The organism is Frigoribacterium sp. 2-23, from assembly GCF_049601585.1.
Lineage (GTDB): Bacteria > Actinomycetota > Actinomycetes > Actinomycetales > Microbacteriaceae > Frigoribacterium.
In genome coordinates, this window is sequence record NZ_CP187126.1 from 2,140,793 (window position 1) to 2,163,953 (window position 23,161).

Here is a 23,161-nt window from a genome sequence, read left to right on the forward strand (position 1 = left end):
GCATGCAGGCGTCGGCATGCGACGCCGGCGCGCTAGGAGTGACCCAGGTGATCCCGCAGATCGGCGAGGTCACCCAGCACGCGCGCCATCTCGGCCGCATCGGCGACCCGGTGAGTCGCCGCGGTGTCGCCCGAGCCGACCTTGACGCCGATGTCGCCGTCCTGCAGCACCCGGAAGGCGTCCTCGTCCGTCACGTCGTCGCCCGCGAAGAGGACGGCGGTCGCGCCGACGATCTCCCGGAGGCGCTCGACGCCGTCGTTCTTGCCCGTCGCCCGCACGGCGTATTCCAGGATGTTCTTGCCGCGCCGGGTCGTGACGCCCTCGAGGCTGCCCACGGCACCGTCGACGGCCGTCAGCACGCGCTCGGTGGTGGCCTCGTCGGCGAGGCGTGTGTGCAACGCGAACCCCGCGGGCTTCTCCTCGATCCAGACACCCTCGGCATCGCCGACGCCCGCCTCCATCTCGCGGTGGATGCGGGCGCGCAGCTCGAGCTCGGCCTCGGTGAGCGACGTCTCGTGGCCGTCGACGCGCATCTCGATCCCGTGCGAGCCGACCAGCATCACGGACTCGGGCACCTCGGTGATCTCGTCCAGTGCCGCGAGATCGCGGCCGGAGACGAGGGCGACGGTCGTCTGGTCCAGGGCGACCAGACGACGGATCGCCTCGTTCGCCTCGGGCAGTGCCCGCGCCTCCATGGGTCGGTCGACCTCGGGAGCCAGGGTGCCGTCGAAGTCGAGGGCGACCAGGAGGCGCGGGGTCGTCGCGAGACGACCGAGCGCATCCGCCAGGGTCACGTCCGTGGCGCTCATGCCGAGGCCTCGTCGTCGGTGCCGGCCGGCACGATCTGCTGACCCGGGCGCACCTGCTCGAGCGCCTGCAGGAACGACGCCGACCACGACGCGACGTCGTTCTCGAGGACGCGACGCCGCAGCGCCCGCATGCGCGTCGTGCGATCGCGCTTGGGCATCTCGATGGCCCGCATGATCGTGTTCTTGAGCCCCCCGATGTCGTGCGGGTTGATCAGCAGTGCGCTCTTGAGCTCGTCGGCCGCACCGGCGAACTCGCTCAGCACGAGCACGCCGTCGTTGTCGCGGCGGACCGCCACGTACTCTTTCGCGACCAGGTTCATGCCGTCGCGCAGCGCGGTCACGAGCATGATGTCGGCGGCGAGGTAGAGGGCCACCATCTCTTCGCGGGGATAGCCGTGGTGGTGGTAGCTGATCGCGGTGTGGCTCATCGTGGCGTAGTCGCCGTTGACACGGCCGACCGTGAGCTCGATCTCGTCGCGCAGCAGCTTGTAGGTCTCGACCCGCTCACGGCTCGGGCTGGCCACCTGCACGAGGGTGGCGTCCTCCACGCTGAGGCGACCGTCGGCGAGCAATTCGCCGAACGCCTTCATGCGGTGGCGGATGCCCTTCGTGTAGTCCAGTCGGTCGACGCCGAGCATGACCGTCTTCGGGTTTCCGAGACCCGCGCGGATCTCCTTCGCCCTGGCCTGGATGTCGGGGCGGGCGGCGAGCTCCTCGTAGCTGGCGGAGTCGATCGAGATCGGGAACTGCTTCGCGAGGACGCGGCGCACCTTCTTGCCTCGCCGCGACACCGGGGCGGACTCGTCGTCGACCGGCACCTCGATGTACGGCCGTGTGGTGGCGTGGCCCAGCAGGTGCCGCACGGCGCGGGAGAAGTTCGAGGCGTCGTCGCCCCGCTGGAACCCGATCACGTCGGCGCCGAGCAGCCCCTCGAGGATCTGCGTGCGCCACGGCAGCTGCGAGAAGATGCCGAGCGGCGGGAAGGGGATGTGGTTGAAGAAGCCGATGGTGACGTCGGGGCGCATCTCGCGGATCATCTTGGGCACGAGCTGCAGCTGGTAGTCCTGCACCCAGACCGTGCCGCCCTCGGCGGTGATCGCCGCGGCCCGCTCGGCGAAGCGCTGGTTGACCGTGACGTACGACTCCCACCACACGCGGTGGTACGTCGGCGCCGCGATGACGTCGTGGTAGAGCGGCCAGAGGGTGTCGTTGCTGAACCCCTCGTAGTAGCGCTGCACCTCTTCGGCCGAGAGCTCGACGGGCACGATCTCGATGCCGTCGGCCTCGAACGGCTCGAACTCGAGGTCGGGTTGCCCCGCCCAGCCGACCCAGGCGCCGTCGTTGGCCTTCATCACGGGCTCGAGAGCCGTCACCAGCCCGCCGGGCGAGTGCTGCCAGCTCGCCGATCCGTCGTCCGCGATGACCCGGTCGACGGGCAGGCGGTTGGACACGACGACGAAGGGATAGCGGTCGCTCTCGGCAGGGTCACTCATGATCAGGAGATTATCAGCGCGCCTGTGAGGGCATCGTGGACGGATCTGTCCCCCGGGCCGCCGGGCCCGCCCCGCCGGGGTCCGGCGTCAGCCGGCGAGCGCGATCGTCCGCCGCGCGGCCGCGATCAGCGCCTCGCCGTAGCCCCGCCCGTACGACGCGGCGTGCACGGCGAGCGGATGCAGCTGGTGCAGGGGTACCCGATCGGCACGCCCCGGGAGGAGGGGCGACTCCCGCTCGTAGCCGTCGATCACGTCGTCGAGGTGCGGGGAGCCGAACAGCTCGAGCATCGCCAGGTCGGTCTCGCGGTGACCGCCGTGGGCGGCGGGGTCGATCAGCACGACACCGTCGGGCGTGAAGACGACGTTGCCGTTCCAGAGGTCTCCGTGCAGACGGGCCGGAGGCTCGTGGTCGTCGAACGCGCCGCCGGCGATCAGAACGCACGCCTGGTCGACCAGCTCGAGCTCGTCCGCGTCGATGCTGCCGGCCTCCCGCGCGATCCGCGCGTAGGGGCGGACGCGCTGCTCCGCGTAGAAGACGCCCCACGAGTCGGTCGGCGTCGTCTCGAGTGGTCGCTTGCCGATGAAGCAGGGGCCGTCCCAGCCCGCCGGAGGGACGCCGAACGCCGAGGCACCGGCCCCGTGGGTGCGGGCCAGGGCGGCTCCGAAGGCGCGGGCCGCGCTCGAGCCGGGCCGCGCCTCCTCGAGTCGGTCGAGCTCGATGCGACCGGGTCGCACGGCGACGACGTCGACGACACGCACGCCGCCACCCGCCGTGGCCTCGGCGAGCCAGCCGAGACCGGCGGCCTCGGCCTCGAAGAACCGGTCGGGCGCGTGCGGGCGGGTCTTGACGAACGTGCTCACGACCCCAGTCTGCTCCTGCGTCGTTCAACGGGAGTTCGCGGGACGTTCACGCCGGACCGCCGTCGGCGGCGCTCCCCCCGGTCGTAGCCTGGCGGCGTGATCACGGTTGGAATGAGCACGTCCTGCGTCTTCCCGCTCCCGATCGACGACGCGTTCCGGTTCGCGAGGCTGTCGGGCTTCGACGGGGTCGAGGTGATGGTCACGGCCGAACGCGGCACCCGCGACGCCCGCCGTCTGCGCGACTCGGTCGCCCGATGGGGGTTGCCCGTACTGTCGGTGCACTCCCCCGTGCTGCCGGTCGCCCACTTCGCCTTCGGTCGCGACCAGCGCGAGAAGCTGCTGCGGTCGGCCGAGCTCGCCGCCGAACTCGGCGCCCGGACGGTCGTCGTCCATCCGCCGTTCCGGTGGCAGCACCGCTTCGCCCGCGACTTCACGTCGACCGTGCGGGACGTCGAGGCGGCGACCGGGGTCGAGCTCGCCGTCGAGAACATGTTCCCCGTGCGGGTCGGGCCGATTCGGGCCGACGTCTACGCCCCCTCGCACGATCCCGTGCTGATCGACTCGGCCGCGGCCACCCTCGACTTCTCGCACGCCGCCGTGGCGGGCCGCGACGCGCTCGACCTGGCCCTGGCGCTCGGCTCGCGGCTGCGCCACGTGCACCTCTGCGACGGCACGCTCTCGACCCGACCCGGCGGGCTCCACGACGAGCATCTCGTCCCGGGGCACGGCAGCCAGCCGGTGGCCGAGGTGCTCGGCCACCTCGCCTCGACGGGCTGGGACGGTGCCGTCGTAGCCGAGGTGCACGGGTCGCGCGCCGCGCACGACCGATCGGCCACGCTCGACCGGTTGCGCGAGACCGTCGCGTTCGCACGGCGGCACCTCACGCCGGACAGGTCGATGCCGAGCGCGCCTACGAGAGCAGTACCGTCGCCAGGACGGCGCCCGGCACGCTGACCACCACGAGCCCGAGACCGGCGAGCATGAAGCGCCCCCAGGGCACCGACACACCCATCGACGACAGGCGTGCGTGCCAGAGCAGGGTCGCCAGCGAGGCCCACGGCGTGACGAGGCAGCCGATGTTGACGCCGATCAGCACGGCCACCAGTCGTAGCGGCGAGCCGGCGACGGGTTCGAGCGCGAGGTAGGCCGGCAGGTTGTTCGCCACGTTGGCCGCGGCCGCGCTCCCCGCCGCGAGTCGGAGCAGGTCGGGCAACGACTCCCCCGACCCGACGGCCGCCCCCAGGAGCGTCGCCAGCCCGAGCGAGTGCGCGGCCTCGACCACGACGAACAAGCCGAGGGCGAAGACGATGGTGCCCCACGGCACGAGACCGAACCGGAGCACGTCGCGTTTCCGGAACGCCGTCACGACGAGCAGCACGACGGCCGCGATCGACGCGGGGATCCACACCTCGATGCCCGACACCAGAGCGGGGACGAGCAGCCCCACCGACGCGGCCGCGACGGCGAAGAGGACCCGATCGCCGGCCGGCTCGTGTTCCGGAGGCGCGAAGGTGCCCGAGAGCTGGCGCCGGTAGCGCAGACCCACGGCCGCGACGGGCACCACGATGCCGACGAGCGCCGCGGGTGCGACGAGCGCGGCGAAGGCGAGGGGCGACGGGGAGCCGAGCTCGTGCAGCGCCAGCAGGTTCGTGAGGTTCGACACCGGCAGGAGGAGGGAGCCGCTGTTCGCCAGCCACACGGTCGTCAGCGCGAACGGCATCGGCGACAGGCCCACCCGGCGCGCGACGAGCACCACGACGGGGGTCAGCAGCACGGCCGTGGTGTCGAGGGACAGGAAGACGGTGCACAGGACGGCGAGCAGCACGACGGCCAGCCAGAGCACCACGACCCGACCGCGCGCGGCTCGGGCGGCGAAGCTCGCGAGCCAGGAGAACAGCCCCGCCTCGGCGGCGAGCTCGGCCACGATCGTCAGGGCGACGACGAAGCCGAGGATGGGCGCGACCCGTTCGACGAGGGCGAGCAGATCGGCCGGGGTCAGGACGCCGACGGCGACCGCGACCGCACCGACCACGAGCAGGGCGGCGCCGAGCACGGCAGTGCGCACGGGGACTCCTTCGATCCGTGACGATGCCCACGTCGGGCGAGTGGGCGCCTCACTGTACAGCCCCGCGGCTATCAGGGCCGTGTGCCGGTCACGGCGCTACCCGGAGCGCCGTCACCGGGTAGCGTGAAGCCACCGACCCCAGGAGCGAACTGTGCGTAAATTCCTTTTCAACGGAGCCATCCTCTCGAGTGCCTTCTCCGGCTTCAGCCTGCTCCGGAGCCTCAGCTCCGGCCCCCGCGACTGGCGCCTTCTGCTGAACGTGGTGGCGTGGGCCGCGACCACGGCGATCGCCGTCGGCAACGTCCTCGAGGCCGCCCGAGAGAACGACTGAGTCGTCCTCCTCGTGACGGACGCCCCGAGCCGGTCGGCTCGGGGCGTCCGTCGTCCGGTCGCGATCGGCGATCAGCGATCGGGTCGATGCGATCGATCGGTCGGGGCGTCGTCGTGCGGCAGCGGGATGGCCTGCGTGAACAGGGCCGTGCGCTCGCTGTCGGCGTTGTCACCGCTGAACAACCCGCCGGCACCCGCGCTCGAGGTCGTCGCGCGGGTCCGCCCGGGCCGATCGGACCGCGTCTCGATCACCTGCACCCGGTCCCGAGGGATCGACTGCGGACTGGTGCGCTGCAGCCACGTGATGAGCTCCTCCCGGACGAGACAGCGGAGGTCGAAGAGGGTGCCGGCGTCCTTGGCGGTCACGAGCACGCGCACGCGGACCCGCCCCTGCGTCGCGTCCGTCACCTGCAACACCTTGGTGCGACCGTCCCACAGCTCGGTCTCGGTGAGGATGCGATCGAGCTCGGCGCGCATGTCGCCCGGCTCCACGTTCCAGTCGAGGTCGAACTCCACCGCGCCGAGCAGTTCGCTGTTACGACGGGTCCAGTTCTCGAACGGCGTGGTCGTGAAGTACGTCGAGGGCAGCACGAGCCGACGGTCGTCCCAGACGTGCACGACGACGTACGAGAGCGTGATCTCCTCGATCAGACCCCAATAGCCCTCGACGACGACCACGTCGTCGATGCGGATGGCGTCGCTGAACGCCAGTTGGATGCCGGCGAAGACGTTCGCCAGGGTCGACTGGGCGGCGAGGCCGGCCACGACCGAGACGAGGCCCGCGCTGGCGAGCACGCTGGCTCCGACCGCCTCGACCCCGGGGAACCCCAGCAGGATCGATCCGCCGGCGATGATCACGATGACGGCGACGGTGAGCCGTCGCAGGATGAGCACCTGCGTGCGGACCCGCCGCGCCACCCGGTTGTCGGGGGTGTCGATGCGATAGCGCGAGAGCCCGAGGTCCTCGAAGAAGATCGCCAGCGCCCCGACGAACCAGGCGACCACGACGATGACCGCGCATCGGTAGAGCTGGTCGAGCCAGCCGTTCGCGGAGGCTCCGCCGGGCAGGACGGCGTCGAGCGAGGTGTCGAGCGCGATCGCCAGCAGCACCACGAGCAGGGTGACGCGGAACGGCCTGCGCATCCGGCGGACGAACGACTGCGCCCATTCTTTGTGCTTCGCGACCATCCCGAAGACGAGGCCGACGACGGCGGACACGACGAAGGTCAGCACGACGGCGGCGGCGATCGAGATGGCGAGTTGTATCCAAGGCATCCCCCCAGCCTGTCGGACGACGCCCAGGCCGGTCACCACCCGGGTCCGTCAGACTGGAACGGTGAGTCAACGCACAGGTTCTCGTCATCGGCCCGACACCCCGGAGGCACGCCCGGGACACCGCGCCCGTCGCGTCGCGCTCATCGTGCTGGCCGTCGTCGTCGCCGTCGTGCTGATCGCGGCCGGCGTCTTCTACGCCTGGACGAGGCAGACCTTCACGGCCACTCCGGCGTCGCTCGCCGCGGTCTCCGCCGACCCGGCGGTGGCTATCTCCGGCGACGACGACACCGTCGTCCTGCGCCCGGCCACGACGACTCCCCTCGATCAGGGCCTCGTCTTCGTCGCGGGCGCGCGCGTCGACCCTCGCGCCTACGAGCAGACGTTCGCCGGGCTCGTCGCCACCGGGGTCACGGTGATCGTCGAGCGCCCCACCCTCGGATTGGGCATCGCCGACAACCGGCCGCTCTCGGACTTCACCTCACTCGTCCCCGACATCACGAACTGGGCCGTGGGCGGGCACTCCCTCGGCGGTGTCCGTGCCTGCCAGTACGCCAAGGACGACCCGCGCGTCGACGCGCTCGTGCTGCTCGGCTCGTACTGCGCGACCGACGTCTCGGCGCGGGACGACCTCGCCGCGCTGAGCGTGGGCGGCTCGGACGACGGCCTGAGCACCCCGCAGAAGATCGACGACGCCCGGCACCTGCTGCCGGACGACACGACCTTCGTCCAGGTCGACGGTCTCTCCCATGCCCAGTTCGGCCACTACGGTGCCCAGCCGGGAGACGGCACCCCGACACTGTCCGACGCCGATGCCACGGCGCGTATCACCACGGAGTTGTCGTCGTTCTTCGCCGGTCTGGCCGACTAGCCGGTCTGGACGATGAGGGGCTAGGGGCTCAGATGGAGCGCTTGCGCTGACGGAGCGCCTCGAGCGCCATCCCCTGCGTGGCGTAACGCCCGACGACCTCGCCCCAGTGCGGGTTCGCACCCTTGATGGCGACGAACGAGTCGTGCTCGGCGCGGACGAACCCGATGACGCGTTCGGGCGTGGCGACCTGCACCAGATCGGCGGAGACGGCCCGGGTGATGATGCGGGCGTTGCGGCGAAGGGGTTCAATGCGGGTGGTCGTCACAGGTGATGCCTTTCGTGCGGTGCGCAGCGGTGCCGCGCGGTAGATCCGAGGGACACCCGGGGCGTCCTCGGACGACGCTACCCGCGCCTCCTCGGCAGGTGTCCGGTGTTTCGCTGTGCGTCGAACCGGGAGCTCCTGTGGAGGAACCGTGAGCGGGGTACGACGCGACGACGCCCCGGCCGAGGGCCGAGGCGTCGTCGAGCGGGAGGCGCGAGGTCAGCTCGTGAGGCCGTCCACGTACTCCTTGTTCTCGTCGATCCAGCCGGCCACGACGTCCGTGTAGTCGGAGCCGTCGACACCGCTGTTGAACATGGCGTTCTCGAGCGACGCGAGGCGGTCGTTGTCCATCGTGAAGTCTTTCAGCCAGGACGCGAGCTGCGGGTAGTCCTTCGTGAAGCTCTTGCCGCCGAACGAGTGAATGCCCTCGGCGTCGCCGAGCGTGTTCTCGGGGTCGGCGAGGTCCTTGATCGGGAACGCGTCGTAGGCCCAGTGCGGGCTCCACAGCGTGACGGCGATGTTCTCGCCCTTGTCCGTCGCGGTCTTCAGTTCGGTGAGCATGGCGGCGGTCGACGAGGTCTGCAGCTGCAGGTTCGTGATGCCGTACGTGGGCAGGGTCTCGTTCTGCACCGCGCTCGTCAGGCCCGCCGCCGGCTCGATGCCGACGATGGTGTCGCCGAACAGATCGGCATTGTCGTTCAGCTCGGCGATCGAGTCGATCGGCGCGTCCTCGTTGACCGCGATGGCGAGCTTCGCCTCGTCGTTCCAGGCACCGAGATCGGTGAGGTCGTCACCGTACTTGTCGACGTACTCCTTGTGCGTGACGGGCAGCCAGGTGTCGAGCACGACGTCGTAGTCGTCCCGGGTCAGACCGATGTAGACCGGTGCCACGTCGGCCATCTTGAGGTTGACGGTGTAGCCCTTCTCCTCGAGGACCGTCTTCCAGAGCCAGGAGGCCGCGATGCCCTCGTCCCAGCCGTTGAAGACGGCCATGTCCACGACGCTCTGGTCGCCGTTGTCGAGGGCCTCGGTGCTCGACGAGCTGCCGGGAGGCGAGCAGGCCGCCAGACCGAGGACGGCCGTCGTGCCGAGGGCGAGGGTTGCTGCGATGGTGCGCTTCTTCATGGGGTCCTTTCGAGTGCTGCAGGAGGTGCGGGCCGGGTCCCGGGACGGGCCCCGGCCGCTGAGGGTCTAGACGGAGGCGGGCTGGGGCTCGCGCCGGTCGGCGGTCGCAGCCGGCGCCTCCTCGGTGCCCGTCGGGGTCGAGGTCGTCGCGGGTGCGGACGACGCCGGACGACGGCGCGGACGACGGTCCGCTCCGAGGGACGCGGTCAGGCGGTCGAGGATGATCGCGAGGATCACGACCGAGACACCCGCCTCGGCCCCGAGCCCGACGTCGATGCGGTTGAGGCTCGCGACGATGTCGCCGCCGAGACCGCCCGCGCCGACCATGCCCGCGATGACGACCATCGAGAGCGACAGCATGATCACCTGGTTGACGCCGGCCATGATGCTCGGCCGGGCGAGCGGGAGCTGGATCTGACGGAGGATGCGCCACGGCGACGAGCCGAACGCGTGCCCGGCCTCCACGACCTCGCTGTCGACGCCGCGGATTCCCAGCTCGGTGAGCCGCACCCCGGGGGCGATCGCGAACACGACGGTCGCGACGATGCCCGGCACGACGCCGACCCGGAAGAGCAGTAGAGCGGGGATCAGGTAGACGAACGCGGGGGTGGTCTGCATGAAGTCCAGGACGGGACGGATGATCTGCGACGCGACGCGCGACTTCGCCGCGAGCACCCCGATCGGGATGCTCAGGGCGATGGCGAGCGCACCGGCGACGAGCACGAGCGCGAGCGTCGCCATGGCGTTGTCCCACTGGTTCACCGAGCTGATCAGCAGGAGGCCGACCGCGGAGCCGACCGCGAACTTCCAGCCGCGTGCGACGAATGCGAGTGCCGCGACGACAAGCACGATCACCCAGAACGGCGGAGCGGAGAGGAAGAACTCGACCCATTCGTAGAAGAAGGTGAAGACGACCTGGATCACGTCGAAGACACCGCTGACGTGGGTGGTGATCCACGTGACGAGCGCGTCGACCCAGGAGCCGAACGGGATACGGAGGATGTCGTTCATCGGGTCTCTCCCTCGATGGTCATGGCGGAGGTGGCCGAGGCCGTGGCCGGAGCGATGGAGGCGAGGGTCTCGTCGAGCTCGCTGTCCGAGAAGCGGGTCACCGGCTCGAGCACCGGGATCGGCGACGTCGTCGTGTCGACGTTGCCGAGCGCGGCGAGCAGTGTCACCCGCGGGATGACCCCGATGAGGCGGTCCCGGTCGTCGACCACGGCGATCGGCAGGGGACTCTCGACGGCCAGTTCGAACAGGTCGACCAGGGCGGCGTCCGGTCCGACCTTCGCGAAGTCGGTGTTCACGATCGACTCGAGGTCGGTGTCGTTCGACTTGACCTGGCGCATGACGTGGCGGTCGCGGACCCAGCCGAGCAGGGTGCGGTCACGGCCGAGCACGAACACGGCGGCCGTCTGCAGATCGCGCAGGGTGCGGAGCGCGCCGCGGGGGCCGACGGTGAGCGGGACGACCGCGCGGGCCGGCTCCATCACACTCGAGGCGGTGAGTACGCGCGCCCGGTCGACGTCCTGCACGAACTGCGCGACGTAGTCGTTCGCGGGGTCGGTCAGGATGTCCTCGGGCGTGCCGATCTGCACGATGCGGCCGTCGCGCATGACCGCGATGCGGTCGCCGAGGAACATGGCCTCGTTCAGGTCGTGCGTGATGAAGACGATGGTCTTGCCGAGCTTGGCCTGCAGCTCGATCAGCTGCTCCTGCATCTCCCGCCGGATGAGCGGGTCGAGGGCCGAGAAGGCCTCGTCCATCAGCAGGATGTCGGTCTCGGCGGCGAGCGCCCGGGCCAGGCCGACGCGCTGCTGCATGCCGCCGGACAGCTCGTTCGGCAGCTTGTCCTCCCAGCCGCGGAGACCGACGATCTCGGTGACCTCGCGGGCCTTCTCGAGGCGCTTCGCCTTCGGTACTCCCTGCACTTCGAGGCCGTACGCCACGTTGTCGAGCACGGTGCGGTGCGGCAGGAGCGCGAAGTGCTGGAACACCATCGAGACGTTGCGGCGGCGCACCTCGCGGAGCCGTGCGGCGGGCACGTCCGATATCCCCTGCCCAGCGATCTCGACCGAGCCGGACGTCGGCTCGAGCAGGCCGTTCAGCATGCGGATCAGCGTCGACTTGCCGGAGCCCGAGAGGCCCATCACGACGAAGATCTCGCCGGGTCGGACGTCGAACGAGGCGTCGATGACGGCGGCCGTCCCGAGGGCGGCGGTCTCGTCGCGACCGGCCCCCTTCTCGAGTCGGGTCACGACGTCCTTCGGGCGGCGTCCGAACACCTTGTACAGGTTGGTGGCGCGGACGGCGGGGGTCGTTGGCATGGCACTCCAGGCAGGCACGACGTGCGGCCGGGGTCGGCCGACGTCGTGTTCGTGTCGGTCGAACGGGTCGGCGGCACGTGCGGACGTCTCGGCTCAAGCGCTGCGTGATCGGCAGGGCGAACCGGGTGCTCCGCTGGGCTGGCCATGGGGCCGGCGCCGGCGCCACCAGACCGTACGACGACCGGGCTCCGAGGTGACTCGAACCAGCGGTCGGCGCGTCCTGATGAGGGCGGACCCGAGGTGATCGGGCCTCGACGACCGTACCGAACAGACTGGTCGTCGACTAATCCGGTCCGGCGGAATCGGGGACCGATCGTGTACCCCGATCCGCTCCGATCCCCATGCTGGCAGGGATCTCCATCGTGTCCATTTCGTTACACGACAGGTGATGTCGACCCGCGCCTCCGGGGCCCGAGGGGGCTTCGGCGGCCCGCCGGATCGGGGTATCGACGGGGTCGAGCCGAAGGGTAGGGTCACGGGATGACGAGTCCCTCGACTGCGGATGGTTCCTCCGCCCCCGACACCCATGTCCCCCAAGACTTCTCGCACGAGCAGCAGGGGTTCCAGCACGGTCTGAAGCCACGGCAGCTGCAGATGATCGCCATCGGCGGTGCGATCGGGACGGGGCTCTTCCTCGGCGCCGGCGGCCGACTGGCGAGCGCGGGCCCTGCCCTCGCGATCGTCTTCGCCGTCTGCGGCGTGTTCGCGTTCTTCATCCTGCGGGCGCTCGGCGAGCTCGTGCTGCACCGCCCCTCGTCGGGGTCGTTCGTGTCGTACGCGCGCGAGTTCTTCGGCGAGAAGTTCGCCTACGCCGCCGGCTGGATGTACTTCCTGAACTGGGCGATGACCGCCATCGTCGACACGACGGCCGTCGCGCTCTACCTCCAGTACTGGAAGGCCTTCACCGTCGCGCCCGAGTGGCTGCTGGCGCTCGTCGCCCTCGCCGTCGTGCTGACCGTCAACCTGCTCGCCGTGAAGGTGTTCGGCGAGATGGAGTTCTGGTTCGCCATCATCAAGGTCGCCGCCCTCGTCATCTTCTTGATCGTGGGCGTCGTCTGGCTCGCCGCCGCCTTCCCCGTCACGCACGACGGCGAGGCGGTGAACACCGGCTGGTCGGTGATCGCGTCGTCGGGCATCCTGCCGAACGGTCTGCTGCCCGCCGTCATCGTCGTGCAGGGCGTCGTGTTCGCCTACGCCGCCATCGAGCTGGTCGGCACGGCCTCGGGCGAGACGCAGAACCCGGAGAAGGTCGTGCCGCGCGCGATCAACACCGTGATCATCCGCATCGCGGTCTTCTACGTCGGGTCGCTCGTGCTGCTCTCTCTGTTGCTGCCGTACACGGCCTACAAGGCCGGACAGAGCCCGTTCGTGACGTTCTTCGGCAGCATCGGCAACCCGCAGGCGGGAGAGATCGCCGGGTCGATCATGAACTTCGTGGTCGTGACGGCCGCCCTCTCGAGCCTCAACGCGGGCCTGTACTCGACCGGCCGCGTGCTGCACTCCATGGGCATGAACGGCTCGGCACCGAAGTTCACCACCGTCATGTCGAAGGGCGGGGTGCCCTACGGCGGCATCCTGCTGACCGCCGGCATCACGCTGCTCGGGGTCGGGCTGAACGCCGCCGTCGGAGCGAGTGCGGCGTTCGAGATCGTGCTGAACATCGCGTCGCTCGGCATCCTGACCGCCTGGGGCACGATCATCCTCTGTCAGATGCGCCTGCGGCAGTGGGCCAAGCAGGGCAAGGCGAAGGAGCCCTCGTTCCGGTTGCCCGGCGCGCCCGTGACCAGCTGGCTGACGCTCGCCTTCTTGGTGGCCGTCATCGTGCTGATGGCCATCGACTGGCCGATCGGATCGTTCACGGTGATGTCGCTCGTGATCATCATCCCCTTGCTCGTGCTCGGCTGGTTCCTCCAGCGCGATCGCATCCTGGCCGCCGCCCAGCTGCGCGAGGGCATGACCGGGTCCTACCCCGTCACCGGCCGTGATTCGTCGGCCCAGGTGCCGCGCGACGGCGACTCGGCCTAGCACCTCTTCGGGAGGGCACCCGCTCGTCAGGACGGTGCCGTGGTCAGAACAGCGGCCACGGCACCGCGGACGAGGAGCCGCTCGGCGCCGGGAAGCACGCGGCCTCGACGAGAGCGCGGCAGCGCTCGCCGAAGGCCTCGAGCTCGGCGGTCGTGATCAGGCTCGCGAGGGCGGCACCTAGGTCGTGATCCGGCGAGAGATGACCCCGGAGGCGCGTGAGACCTTCGATCTCGTCCGACGTCAGCTCGTCGCCGATCCAGCCCCAGAGGACCGTGCGGAGTTTGTGCTCGGCATGGAACGTGAGTCCGTGGTCGACGCCGTGACGGTGCCCGCCGGCCATCGCGAGCACGTGCGCACCCTTGCGATCGGCGTTGTTGACGACCACGTCGAAGACGGCCATCCGGCGGAGGGCCGGCGTGTCCTCATGGATCAGGGCGACCGGGTCGTCGTTCTCGTCGTCGCCCTCGAGGACGGTGCGCCAACCCGACGCGGGCACGTCCTCGGCCGGCACCAGATCGACCGCCGGGTGGTCAGGATCGATGTCGCGCCAGACCTGCACCATGCCCGGGCCGAGTGGGCCGTCCCTCAACCAGGTCGGCGGCACGATGTCCCAGCCGAGGTCGGCCGAGACCAGGTACGCCGCGACCTCGCGGCTCGCGAGATCGCCGTCGGGGAAGTCCCAGAGCGGACGCTCCCCCGCGATCGGCTTGTAGACGACGGGAACGCCCGAGATCTCGCCGAGGAAGGTCGCGTTGGAGGCGGTGGTGATGCGCCCGGTCAGCGACAGGTCGCCGTCGAGACCGGTCGGATCGTGCTGCGGCATCAGCGGCGATGCTCCGACATCAGAGGTCGTCGGGTCGGCCGCAGACGTGCCCGTCGGGGTCCATCGGCGCGCCGCACAGCGGGCAGAGCGGTCGGCCTGCACCGACGACCTCCAGTGTGCGCTTCGTGAAGGCTCTGGCCGTGCCGACCGGGATGCGGATCGACACCATCTCGGCCGGCTCGAGGGCCGCGGCCGCGTCGAGATCGACGACCAGACCGTCGTCGTCCGGGTCGCCCTGCTCGACGTCGACGAGCGGGTACACCTCGATCACGATCTGGACGGTCGACGGGTCCCAGCCGAGCGTCATGGCACCGACACGGAACTCGGGCTCGACCGGTTGGTCGAGCGGGGCGTCGTCGATGAGTTCGACGGGAGTCAGCTCGGGCACGTTGGCGGGGTTGCCGTCCGTCGCGCGCAGGTCGTCCAGGATCTCGTCGATGCCCCGGGCCAGGAGGGCGGACTGCTCCTTCTCGAGCGCGACGCTGACGACACGCGGCCCGGTCCGGGCCTGCAGGTAGAACGAGCGTGAACCGGGGCTGCCGATGGTGCCGACGACGACACGATCAGGCCAGTCGAACCCGTGGACGATGGTGGGCATGAGTCGAGTGTACGAGCGCTCGGCGGAGGGTTCTCAGACAGCCGGTGCCGCGGTCGGCCGACCCGCCCCTCCTCCGACCGGGGCGTCGCCCGCAGGGCCCGCCGACCGGAGCCAGGCCAGGTCGCCCGCCTCGGTGTTGGTCGCGACGACCTCGGGTCGCTCCGCCCCGTAGCGCACGATGGAGACGGACGCGGGCCCGACGGCGATGCGCTGGAAGAGATCCAGGTGCAGCCCGAGCGCGTCGGCCAGCACCGATTTGATGATGTCCCCGTGGCTGACGGCGACCCAGACCACGCCGGGTCCGTGCTCTGCCTCGAGGGCGGCGTCGCGCCTCCTGATGGCGGACACGGCCCGGGACTGCATGAACGCCATCGACTCCCCGCCGGGGAAGACGACGGCCGACGGCTGGCGCTGGACGGTCGGCCAGAGCGGATCGGCCGCGAGCTCGGCCAGCGGGCGCCCCTGCCACTCGCCGTAGTCGCACTCCGAGAGGTCGTCGTCGACGATCAGCTCGGGGGCCGTGTCGTAGCGGTCGAGCAGGGCCGCCGCGGTCTCCCGGCAGCGCTCGAGCGGGCTCGTGACGACGGCGGCGACCGGGACGACGGCGACACGCTCGCCCGTGCGACGGGCCTGCTCGCGCCCGACCTCGTCGAGCAGCACGCCCGGGGTGCGCCCGGCGAGGATGCCGCTCGCGTTGGCCGAGGTGCGTCCGTGCCGGACGATGATGACGGTTCCCATGCGGGTCAGCCTAGGTGCCGTCCCCGAGGATGCGTCCGGCGCTCGCGTCCGGCGCGTGCGTCCGGCGCGTGCTCAGTACCGGCGGTCGAAGCGGGCGCCGGACGGGTGCGAGGGCAGCAGGGTCAGCACGAAGACGATCACGAGGGACGCGACGAGGGCGATGCCGGCGAGCGCGAAGACGATGCCGCCGGGGACGACGGACCCCTCGCCCGCGCTGGCGACGTGCAGGGCGAAGGCGCCGACCACGAGCAGGACGCCACCGACGGCGGCGAGGACGATCGGGGCGAGGGCCCAGAGACCGCTGCGACCCGTGTCGTGCAGGCGGCGCCAGAGCAGAGCCAGGGTCGGGACGAAGATGGCGACACCCCAGATCACCGAGAGTGTCTGGAAGGTCTGGCCTGCCGCACCGTCGAGACGCCCCAACGAGCTGAGCACGACGTTGACGACGACGGCGACGAGGTACCACCACCAGTACTCGCTGCGACTCGCGCGGCCGGTGAACGTGGCGTACTTGCGCCAGAACCGGGACACGGACTGACCGATCGTCGCGCCGGGAAGGGGCTGGGCGAGGGAGAGGGGTTCGGGTTGCGACAGGGAGGACATGGGAGCCTTTCCGATTCGTCGGCCACCGGTCGTGACCATCGGAGACCGACGCTACGGACGGCCGCGACGCGCGACGTCGTACCAGGGTGCCGTCGGGGTCGGCTCTGGGTGCCGTCGTCACCCACGCCGCCCATGCCCGTCGTCGACCTTGGACCCCTGGGCACAGAAAAAAGCCCGGTCCATGACGGACCGGGCCTTGGTGCACCCCCTCGGACTTGAACCGAGAACCCACTGATTAAGAGTCAGTTGCTCTGCCAATTGAGCTAGAGGTGCTTCGCGGGACCAGCCCCGCAACGAGGATCAACATTAGCATGAGTTTCGACCTCGTTTGAACACCCGGTGCCCTCCGCGGCGCCATCGATTGGGAGCACCATGACCACCAAGCTCGACAAGGGCGCCCAGGCGCCGACCTTCACACTGGACGACGAGAGCGGCTCGCCCGTCTCGTTGGCCGACTACGCCGGCCAGAAGGTGATCGTGTACTTCTACCCGGCCGCCTCGACGCCCGGCTGCACGACCGAGGCGTGCGACTTCAGGGACAACATCAACTCGTTGAAGTCGTCCGGCTACCAGGTGCTGGGCGTCTCGAAGGACGAGCCTGCCGCTCTGCAGACGTTCCGCGACGAGCAGGGGCTGAACTTCCCTCTGCTGAGCGACCCCGACCTCACGGTCCACAAGGCGTACGGGGCCTACGGCGAGAAGAACAACTACGGCCGCATCGTGACGGGCACCATCCGTTCGACGTTCGTCGTCGACGAGGGCGGCGCGATCGAACTGCCGCTCTACAACGTCAAGGCCACCGGGCACGTGGCGTCGCTGCGCAAGAAGCTCGGCCTCGACGCCTGACGCAGGCCGACGAACCGCGGCCCGCTCGTCAGAAGACGCGCGGGCCGTGCTCGTCTCGGGCCGATGTCACGGCGACGACCGACGGGACGAACAGCAGCACGATCACGAGCACCGCCGGCGCGATCAGCCACCAGCCGAGCGGGATGTTCGCGAACGCGCCGCCGAACGAGCCGAACCCGACGGCGATCTGCAACACCTGCCACGTGATGGCGCCGGCCCGGCTCCAGGCCCGCCCGCGGAGAACGCCGACGACGATGGCGCCGACCCACGCACAGGCGATCACGGTGAGCACCAGAACGGCGACAGCTGACGCATAGGAATCGGGCCGAGCGATCAGCAACTCGACCACGAGAAAGATCACCGCGGCGAGCAGGACGAGAAACTCGGCCGTCACGATGGCCACGAGGGCCCAGACGGGGGCCGGTCGACGACGCCTGGCAGACCGGTCGGTCGCCTCGGCGGGATCGAAATCGGGTGCCTGGGTCACGCGTGAGACTCCTTGGAAATCCTTGATTTGGCCGTATCAGTATGCGACCATATTCGAGGTCGAAGTGACGCGCACACGGTCGTGCGTGCCTCCCACAGGTTCAAAGTCTGACATGACTTTCTTTCCCCCACCCGGAATCACGCGCTTCGTTGCGCCGGTTCAGCATTTAAGGAGTACCCATCGATGGATTGGCGTGACAAAGCCGCCTGCCTGACGGCCGACCCGGAGCTGTTCTTCCCGGTCGGCAACACCGGTCCGGCTGTCGACCAGATCGACAAGGCGAAGGCTGTCTGCGGCCGATGCACCGTGACCGAGACCTGCCTCCAGTACGCGCTGGAGACCAGCCAGGACTCCGGCGTCTGGGGTGGCCTGAGCGAAGACGAGCGTCGCGCCCTCAAGCGCCGCGCTGCTCGCGCTCGCCGCGCCTCCTAGGCTCGCACCGACCATTCATCGACGAACGGCCGCTCCTCTCGCAGGAGCGGCCGTTCGTCATGTCGACGCCGGCAGGCGCCGTCTCAGCTCGTCGCGCGCCACCGGAACGGCACCTCGATGGTGACCTCGGTCCCGCTGCCCACGAGCGTGTGCCAGTCGATCGTCCCGCTCAGCTCACCCTGGATCAGGGTCCGGACGATCTGCGTTCCAAGGCCCGAACCGACCTTGCCCTCGGGCAAGCCCACGCCATTGTCTCGGACCTTGACGATGAGTTGCTCGTCGGTGCGCTCGGCGACGATCTCGACCTCGCCGTCGCGTCCGTCGAGCCCGTGCTCGACGGCGTTCGTCACGAGCTCGGTCAGCGCGAGGGCGAGCGGTGTCGCGTACTCGCTCGGCAGGGCGCCGAAGCTGCCCGTGAAGGTCGGACGCACGGTGGTGTTGTGGCTCGAGGCGACCTCCGCGATGAGCATCAGCACCCGATCGAAGACCGTGTCGAAGTCGACGTTCTGACTGAGCCCCTCGGACAGGGTGTCGTGGACGACCGCGATCGAGGCGACCCGGCGCATGGCCTGGGTCAACGCCTCGCGCGCCACATCGGTGCGGGTCCGCCGTGCCTGGATGCGGAGCAGGGACGCCACGGTCTGCAGGTTGTTCTTGACCCGGTGGTGGATCTCGCGGATGGTCGCGTCCTTGGTGATGAGCTCGCGCTCCTGGTGACGCAGCTCGGTCACGTCGCGGCAGAGCACGATCGCGCCCACCCGCTCACCCCGGTCGCGCAACGGGATCGCCCGGAGCGACACGGTGACGCCCTTCGCCTCGATGTCGGTGCGCCACGGCGCCCGACCGGTGACCACGAGAGGGAGCGACTCGTCGACGACGAGCTTGCCGGCGAGGAGACCCGTCGTCACCTCGGCCAGGGACTCCCCCTCGAGTTCGCCGGCGAAACCCATCCGGTTGAAGGCCGAGAGACCGTTCGGGCTCGCGAACGTGACCATGCCGTCGACGTCGAGACGGAGGAGACCATCGGAGGCGCGGGGCGCGCCGCGACGGGGCCCGGTCGGTGCGCCGAGGTCGGGGAAGTCGCCGGCGGCGATCATGGCGAACAGGTCGTTGGCGCACTGGTTGAAGGTCAGCTCCTGACGGCTCGGGGTGCGCGCCTCGCTGAGATTGGTGTGCCGGGTGATGACGGCGATGGGTGCCTCCGTGACGTCGGGGCGGCTCGCCCCGAGGCGACGGAGCACGGGGACGGCACGAACCCGCGTGGGGGTCTCCTCGTACCAGTCGGGCGCGGCCGAGTCGACGATGCGTGTCGTGCTGAAGGCGGCGTCGACCTGCGCGCGCCACTCGGACCGCACCTCCTGACCGACGAAGTCGCGGTAGAACAGCGTCGCCGAGCTGGACGGGCGCGCGTGCGCGACGGCGACGAAGCTGTCGGATTGCGTGGGCACCCACAGGACGATGTCGGCGAAGGCGAGGTCGGCGAGCAACTGCCAGTCACCCACCAGCAGGTGGAGCCACTCCACGTCGGCCTCACTGGAACGGCCTTGGGCCAGGACGAGATCACTGAGCGTCGACACCCGACCAGTCTAGGTCGAGGCCGGTCGCTCCCCGTCGCGGCCGACTTATCCACAGACCGACGTGTCGTTCCCCAGACAAATATGCAATGTCATATGTTTGGAATACACCCGAGATCCGTTCGACACCGATCCGTTCGATACAGAAAGTCCCTACACGTGACCTCACACCACCTCGCGGCCGCCTTCGTCGACAAGACGAGCGCCAGACCGGACCGCGCCGAAGACCCGATCGGTCCGACGCCACCGAACCACCTGCGTCCTGTCCCGTCGAACGCCGACGACGCGGGCCCGGTAGACGTGCGATCCGCTCCGCGATCGCTCTCGGGCCGGTCCCTTCCCGACCCCGAGCCGATGTGCCGCCACCTGGCACGGAGCATCGTCGAGATCCTCGCCGGGGTCCGCGACCTCGATCAGATCGCCCGGTGGGTGACCGACGATGTCTACCGGCACGTCGCCAAGCGGGTCTCCCTGGCTCGTCGCGCCCGCTCCGCTCACGGCCGCAGCGCCGTCCGCCCGGCCCTCGCCTCGGGGCCGGTCCGCCTGTGCCAGCCGGCCGACGGCGTCGTCGAAGCCGTCGTCGTGTTGCACAGCCGCGGGAGGAGCCGCGCGGTCGCCCTTCGCCTCGAAGGCATCGAGGGACGCTGGCGCGCATCCGCCGTCCACGTGCTCTGAGTGCGCGGCAGAGACGACGGAACCCCGGGGTGCTCCCCCGGGGTTCCGTCGTGTGTGGTCGAACCGACTCAGCGCTTCTTCTCGGCGGCTCGACGCTCTGCGCGATTCACCGGTGCGGCGTCGCCGCCGGTCTTCTGCCCGAAGGCGCCCACCTTGCCGGGCGCCTGCTGCGTCCCCGAGGAGGCGCGAGCGGCTGCGATCTCGGGCGAGGCGTCTCGCTCGTTCTCGTCCTGCTGCCGTTGTGCCTTGGCCGTCGCGGCCTTCTCGAGACGTCCGCGCTGGTCGCGCACCTCGACCTCGCCGTCGATGTTCGGGGCGGAGTAGGCCAGCTGCGGCTGAGCCTGCTCGGCGCCGAGCCCCTTGGCGGCGATGACGGGAGGCTCTTCGGTGGCGCCGACCTGGTTCTGCACCTCGACCTCGAGGTTGAACAGGAAGCCGACGGTCTCCTCGCGGATCTGGCCCATCATGCTCTGGAACAGGGCATACCCCTCGCGCTGGTACTCGACGAGCGGATCACGCTGCGCCATGGCGCGCAGGCCGATGCCGTCCTTCAGGTAGTCCATCTCGTAGAGGTGGTCGCGCCAGCGGCGGTCGATGACCGAGAGGACGACGCGGCGCTCGAGTTCACGCATGGCGGGCTCACCGAGGTCGTCGGTCCGGCCCTCGTACGCGACCTTGGCGTCGGAGAGGATCTCCTGGCCGAGGAAGGCCCGTGTCGCCTTGCCCTTGGAACCGGCCTCGGTGATGACCTCGTCGATGGTGATGGAGATGGGGTAGAGCGTGCGGAGCTCCGTCCACAGCGCGTCGAGATCCCAGTCGTCGGGGCTGCCCTCGCCCGTGTGCTGGTCGATGACCTCGTTGATGACGTCGTCGAGGAACCTCTGCGTGCGGTCCTTCAGGTCGTCACCCTCGAGGATGTGACGCCGGTCGCCGTAGATGGCCTCGCGCTGGCGGTTGAGGACGTCGTCGTACTTGAGGACGTTCTTGCGGATCTCGGCGTTTCGCGACTCGACCTGGGACTGCGCGGAGCGGATGGCACGACCGACGATCTTGTTCTCGATCGCGAGGTCGTCGGGGACGTTGCCCCGGCCCATCAGGCTCTCGGCGGCACCCGAGTTGAACAGGCGCATGAGGTCGTCGGTCAGGGACAGGTAGAAACGGCTCTCGCCCGGGTCGCCCTGTCGACCGCTACGACCGCGGAGCTGGTTGTCGATGCGGCGCGACTCGTGGCGCTCGGTGCCGAGGACGTAGAGACCGCCGGCCTCGATGACCTTCTCGGCCTCGGTGCCCACCTCGTCCTTCTTGGCCTGGAAGACGTCGTCCCAGGCCTCTTCGTACTCGTCCGGGGTGTCGACGGGGCTGAGGCCCTTGCCGTTCATCTCGGCCACGGCCAGGAACTCGGCGTTGCCGCCGAGCATGATGTCGGTACCACGACCGGCCATGTTGGTGGCGACCGTGACGGCGCCGAGACGACCGGCCTGGGCGACGATGGCGGCCTCGCGAGCGTGGTTCTTCGCGTTCAGGACCTCGTGCTTGACGCCCTTCTTGGCGAGCAGCCGCGAGAGGTACTCGCTCTTCTCCACGCTGGTCGTGCCGACCAGGACGGGCTGACCCTTCTCGTGCCGACCGACGATGTCCTCGACGACCTGGTCGAACTTCGCGGTCTCGTTCTTGTAGACGAGGTCGGTCTGGTCCAGGCGCTGCATGGGACGGTTGGTCGGGATCGGGACGACGCCGAGCTTGTACGTGCTCATGAACTCGGCGGCCTCGGTCTCGGCCGTACCGGTCATGCCCGAGAGCTTCTTGTAGAGACGGAAGTAGTTCTGCAGCGTCACCGTGGCGAGGGTCTGGTTCTCGGCCTTGACCGCGACCCCTTCTTTCGCCTCGATGGCCTGGTGGATGCCCTCGTTGTAGCGACGTCCGCTCAGGATGCGGCCCGTGTGCTCGTCGACGATGAGTACCTCGCCGTTGATGACGACGTAGTCCTTGTCGCGCTTGAACAGCGCGTCGGCCTTGATCGCGTTGTTCAGGAACGAGATCAGCGGCGTGTTGGCCGACTCGTAGAGGTTGTCGATGCCGAGGTAGTCCTCGACCTTCTCGATGCCGGGCTCGAGCACGCCCACGGTGCGCTTCTTCTCGTCGACCTCGTAGTCGGTGCCGGCCTGGAGGCGGCGGGCCACGGAGGCGAACTCGGTGAACCAGCGGTTGGCCTCGCCGGACGACGGGCCGGAGATGATCAGCGGCGTGCGAGCCTCGTCGATGAGGATCGAGTCCACCTCGTCGACGACGGCGAAGAAGTGACCGCGCTGGACCATGTCCTGGGCCTGCCAGGCCATGTTGTCGCGCAGGTAGTCGAAGCCGAACTCGTTGTTCGTGCCGTACGTGATGTCGGCGGCGTACTGCTCGCGGCGCTCGGCCGGCGTCTGCCCGGCCAGGATGCAGCCCGTGGTCATGCCGAGCGCGCGGAACACGCGACCCATGAGCTCGGACTGGTAGCTCGCGAGGAAGTCGTTCACCGTGATGATGTGCACGCCGCGCGACGCGATCGCGTTCAGATACGCGGCGGTGGTGGCGACGAGCGTCTTGCCCTCACCGGTCTTCATCTCGGCGATGTTGCCGAGGTGCAGCGCCGCGCCACCCATGAGCTGGACGTCGAAGTGGCGGAGACCCAGGGTGCGCTTGGACGCCTCGCGGACGGCCGCGAAGGCCTCGGGCAGGAGGTCGTCGAGCGACTCGCCGTTGGAATAGCGCTCGCGCAGTTCGACGGTCTCGTTCTTCAGCTCGTCGTCGGTGAGCGTCGTGAAATCGTCTTCGAGTTCGTTGACGGCATTGGCATAGGCCTTGAGCCTGCGCAGGGTACGACCCTCGCCGACACGCAGAACCTTCTCGAGAACGTTGGCCACCGGTTTACTCCCATTGATTCGGTCGAGCACGCAGTGGGAGCC

At 69.7% G+C, this 23,161-nt stretch carries 23 protein-coding genes and 1 tRNA gene; 7 read left to right on the plus strand and 17 right to left on the minus strand.

Going from position 1 to position 23,161, the window contains the following annotated elements; genetic code table 11:
• Positions 1-32: 32 nt before the first annotated feature.
• The 3 genes from otsB to ACPEEZ_RS10070 all read right to left on the minus strand — a co-directional run bounded on the left by otsB (position 33) and on the right by ACPEEZ_RS10070 (position 3,163).
• Positions 33-809, minus strand: a complete 777-nt coding sequence (gene otsB, locus ACPEEZ_RS10060; protein WP_423918258.1) for a trehalose-phosphatase — start codon at positions 807-809, stop codon at positions 33-35.
• On the minus strand, positions 806-2,302 hold the full coding sequence (locus tag ACPEEZ_RS10065) for an alpha,alpha-trehalose-phosphate synthase (UDP-forming) (protein WP_423918261.1): 1,497 nt from the start codon (positions 2,300-2,302) through the stop codon (positions 806-808). Before ACPEEZ_RS10065 ends, otsB begins: the two co-directional genes overlap by 4 nt.
• Positions 2,303-2,389: 87 nt before the next feature.
• The gene (locus tag ACPEEZ_RS10070; RefSeq protein WP_423918263.1) at positions 2,390-3,163 is read right to left on the minus strand and encodes a fructosamine kinase family protein; all 774 of its coding nucleotides are present in this window, start codon (positions 3,161-3,163) and stop codon (positions 2,390-2,392) included.
• A 96-nt stretch (positions 3,164-3,259) separates the two neighbouring features.
• Between ACPEEZ_RS10070 and ACPEEZ_RS10075 the strand changes: the two genes are divergently transcribed.
• On the plus strand, positions 3,260-4,117 hold the full coding sequence (locus ACPEEZ_RS10075) for a sugar phosphate isomerase/epimerase family protein (protein ID WP_423918266.1): 858 nt from the start codon (positions 3,260-3,262) through the stop codon (positions 4,115-4,117).
• On the opposite strand, the gene ACPEEZ_RS10080 is transcribed toward ACPEEZ_RS10075, so the two are convergent.
• Complete coding sequence (locus ACPEEZ_RS10080) at positions 4,074-5,228, minus strand: SLC13 family permease (protein ID WP_423918268.1); 1,155 nt, start codon at positions 5,226-5,228, stop codon at positions 4,074-4,076. The two genes, ACPEEZ_RS10075 and ACPEEZ_RS10080, sit on opposite strands and share 44 nt — an antisense overlap.
• 151 nt (positions 5,229-5,379) lie before the next feature.
• Between ACPEEZ_RS10080 and ACPEEZ_RS10085 the strand changes: the two genes are divergently transcribed.
• Positions 5,380-5,559: a hypothetical protein gene (locus tag ACPEEZ_RS10085; RefSeq protein ID WP_423918271.1), complete on the plus strand. Its 180-nt coding sequence runs from the start codon at positions 5,380-5,382 to the stop codon at positions 5,557-5,559.
• A 71-nt stretch (positions 5,560-5,630) separates the two neighbouring features.
• Here the strand turns inward: ACPEEZ_RS10085 and ACPEEZ_RS10090 are convergent, their stop codons facing one another.
• Positions 5,631-6,833, minus strand: coding sequence for a mechanosensitive ion channel family protein (locus ACPEEZ_RS10090; RefSeq protein WP_423918274.1), 1,203 nt, complete (start codon positions 6,831-6,833; stop codon positions 5,631-5,633).
• Between the two features lie 61 nt (positions 6,834-6,894).
• Between ACPEEZ_RS10090 and ACPEEZ_RS10095 the strand changes: the two genes are divergently transcribed.
• Positions 6,895-7,701 carry an alpha/beta hydrolase gene (locus ACPEEZ_RS10095; RefSeq protein WP_423918277.1) on the plus strand — a complete coding sequence of 269 codons (807 nt, stop codon included), beginning with the start codon at positions 6,895-6,897 and terminating at the stop codon, positions 7,699-7,701.
• 28 nt (positions 7,702-7,729) lie between these two features.
• On the opposite strand, the gene ACPEEZ_RS10100 is transcribed toward ACPEEZ_RS10095, so the two are convergent.
• The 4 genes from ACPEEZ_RS10100 to ACPEEZ_RS10115 form a co-directional block, all read right to left on the minus strand.
• Entirely contained in the window at positions 7,730-7,966 is a 237-nt protein-coding gene (locus ACPEEZ_RS10100; protein ID WP_423918280.1) for a hypothetical protein, read from the minus strand.
• Between the two features lie 216 nt (positions 7,967-8,182).
• Positions 8,183-9,088, minus strand: a complete 906-nt coding sequence (locus ACPEEZ_RS10105) for a glycine betaine ABC transporter substrate-binding protein (RefSeq protein WP_423918282.1) — start codon at positions 9,086-9,088, stop codon at positions 8,183-8,185.
• A gap of 66 nt (positions 9,089-9,154) precedes the next feature.
• A complete protein-coding gene (locus ACPEEZ_RS10110) occupies positions 9,155-10,099 on the minus strand; it encodes an ABC transporter permease (RefSeq protein ID WP_423918285.1) in 945 nt (314 codons plus the stop codon).
• A complete protein-coding gene (locus tag ACPEEZ_RS10115; protein WP_423918288.1) occupies positions 10,096-11,415 on the minus strand; it encodes a quaternary amine ABC transporter ATP-binding protein in 1,320 nt (439 codons plus the stop codon). The genes ACPEEZ_RS10110 and ACPEEZ_RS10115 overlap by 4 nt, the downstream gene beginning before the upstream one ends.
• A 480-nt stretch (positions 11,416-11,895) precedes the next feature.
• Between ACPEEZ_RS10115 and ACPEEZ_RS10120 the strand changes: the two genes are divergently transcribed.
• Positions 11,896-13,440 (plus strand): amino acid permease, encoded by a 1,545-nt coding sequence (locus ACPEEZ_RS10120; protein ID WP_423918291.1) that lies wholly within the window; start codon positions 11,896-11,898, stop codon positions 13,438-13,440.
• A 43-nt stretch (positions 13,441-13,483) separates the two neighbouring features.
• Here ACPEEZ_RS10120 and ACPEEZ_RS10125 read toward each other — a convergent pair whose 3' ends face one another.
• The 5 genes from ACPEEZ_RS10125 to ACPEEZ_RS10145 form a co-directional block, all read right to left on the minus strand.
• Positions 13,484-14,263: an SCO1664 family protein gene (locus tag ACPEEZ_RS10125; RefSeq protein WP_423918294.1), complete on the minus strand. Its 780-nt coding sequence runs from the start codon at positions 14,261-14,263 to the stop codon at positions 13,484-13,486.
• Between the two features lie 19 nt (positions 14,264-14,282).
• Positions 14,283-14,861, minus strand: coding sequence for a DUF3090 domain-containing protein (locus ACPEEZ_RS10130; protein ID WP_423918297.1), 579 nt, complete (start codon positions 14,859-14,861; stop codon positions 14,283-14,285).
• A 33-nt stretch (positions 14,862-14,894) separates the two neighbouring features.
• Positions 14,895-15,599 carry an MSMEG_4193 family putative phosphomutase gene (locus ACPEEZ_RS10135; RefSeq protein ID WP_423918300.1) on the minus strand — a complete coding sequence of 235 codons (705 nt, stop codon included), beginning with the start codon at positions 15,597-15,599 and terminating at the stop codon, positions 14,895-14,897.
• A gap of 72 nt (positions 15,600-15,671) precedes the next feature.
• Entirely contained in the window at positions 15,672-16,202 is a 531-nt protein-coding gene (locus ACPEEZ_RS10140) for a DUF805 domain-containing protein (protein ID WP_423918302.1), read from the minus strand.
• Between the two features lie 197 nt (positions 16,203-16,399).
• A tRNA-Lys gene (locus ACPEEZ_RS10145) sits at positions 16,400-16,475 on the minus strand.
• 99 nt (positions 16,476-16,574) lie between these two features.
• Between ACPEEZ_RS10145 and bcp the strand changes: the two genes are divergently transcribed.
• Positions 16,575-17,048, plus strand: coding sequence for a thioredoxin-dependent thiol peroxidase (bcp, locus tag ACPEEZ_RS10150; protein WP_423918305.1), 474 nt, complete (start codon positions 16,575-16,577; stop codon positions 17,046-17,048).
• 28 nt (positions 17,049-17,076) lie between these two features.
• Here the strand turns inward: bcp and ACPEEZ_RS10155 are convergent, their stop codons facing one another.
• Entirely contained in the window at positions 17,077-17,535 is a 459-nt protein-coding gene (locus ACPEEZ_RS10155) for a hypothetical protein (RefSeq protein ID WP_423918308.1), read from the minus strand.
• Between the two features lie 183 nt (positions 17,536-17,718).
• On the opposite strand from ACPEEZ_RS10155, the gene ACPEEZ_RS10160 reads away from it, so the two are divergent.
• Positions 17,719-17,967: a WhiB family transcriptional regulator gene (locus tag ACPEEZ_RS10160; RefSeq protein ID WP_119868947.1), complete on the plus strand. Its 249-nt coding sequence runs from the start codon at positions 17,719-17,721 to the stop codon at positions 17,965-17,967.
• 83 nt (positions 17,968-18,050) lie between these two features.
• Here the strand turns inward: ACPEEZ_RS10160 and ACPEEZ_RS10165 are convergent, their stop codons facing one another.
• Complete coding sequence (locus tag ACPEEZ_RS10165; RefSeq protein WP_423918311.1) at positions 18,051-19,544, minus strand: sensor histidine kinase; 1,494 nt, start codon at positions 19,542-19,544, stop codon at positions 18,051-18,053.
• Positions 19,545-19,700: 156 nt separating this feature from the next.
• On the opposite strand from ACPEEZ_RS10165, the gene ACPEEZ_RS10170 reads away from it, so the two are divergent.
• Positions 19,701-20,216 (plus strand): Rv3235 family protein, encoded by a 516-nt coding sequence (locus tag ACPEEZ_RS10170; RefSeq protein ID WP_423918314.1) that lies wholly within the window; start codon positions 19,701-19,703, stop codon positions 20,214-20,216.
• A gap of 68 nt (positions 20,217-20,284) precedes the next feature.
• Here ACPEEZ_RS10170 and secA read toward each other — a convergent pair whose 3' ends face one another.
• Positions 20,285-23,119, minus strand: a complete 2,835-nt coding sequence (gene secA, locus ACPEEZ_RS10175) for a preprotein translocase subunit SecA (protein ID WP_423918316.1) — start codon at positions 23,117-23,119, stop codon at positions 20,285-20,287.
• Positions 23,120-23,161 lie beyond the last annotated feature (42 nt).

Coding starts and splice junctions, on each gene's coding strand:
- otsB (WP_423918258.1), bottom strand. CDS start 809: ATGAGCGCCACGGACGTGACCCTGGCGGATGCGCTCGGTCGTCTCGCG.
- ACPEEZ_RS10065 (WP_423918261.1), bottom strand. CDS start 2,302: ATGAGTGACCCTGCCGAGAGCGACCGCTATCCCTTCGTCGTCGTGTCC.
- ACPEEZ_RS10090 (WP_423918274.1), bottom strand. CDS start 6,833: ATGCCTTGGATACAACTCGCCATCTCGATCGCCGCCGCCGTCGTGCTG.
- ACPEEZ_RS10105 (WP_423918282.1), bottom strand. CDS start 9,088: ATGAAGAAGCGCACCATCGCAGCAACCCTCGCCCTCGGCACGACGGCC.
- ACPEEZ_RS10110 (WP_423918285.1), bottom strand. CDS start 10,099: ATGAACGACATCCTCCGTATCCCGTTCGGCTCCTGGGTCGACGCGCTC.
- ACPEEZ_RS10115 (WP_423918288.1), bottom strand. CDS start 11,415: ATGCCAACGACCCCCGCCGTCCGCGCCACCAACCTGTACAAGGTGTTC.
- ACPEEZ_RS10120 (WP_423918291.1), top strand. CDS start 11,896: ATGACGAGTCCCTCGACTGCGGATGGTTCCTCCGCCCCCGACACCCAT.
- ACPEEZ_RS10125 (WP_423918294.1), bottom strand. CDS start 14,263: ATGCCGCAGCACGATCCGACCGGTCTCGACGGCGACCTGTCGCTGACC.
- ACPEEZ_RS10130 (WP_423918297.1), bottom strand. CDS start 14,861: ATGCCCACCATCGTCCACGGGTTCGACTGGCCTGATCGTGTCGTCGTC.
- ACPEEZ_RS10135 (WP_423918300.1), bottom strand. CDS start 15,599: ATGGGAACCGTCATCATCGTCCGGCACGGACGCACCTCGGCCAACGCG.
- ACPEEZ_RS10140 (WP_423918302.1), bottom strand. CDS start 16,202: ATGTCCTCCCTGTCGCAACCCGAACCCCTCTCCCTCGCCCAGCCCCTT.
- bcp (WP_423918305.1), top strand. CDS start 16,575: ATGACCACCAAGCTCGACAAGGGCGCCCAGGCGCCGACCTTCACACTG.
- ACPEEZ_RS10160 (WP_119868947.1), top strand. CDS start 17,719: ATGGATTGGCGTGACAAAGCCGCCTGCCTGACGGCCGACCCGGAGCTG.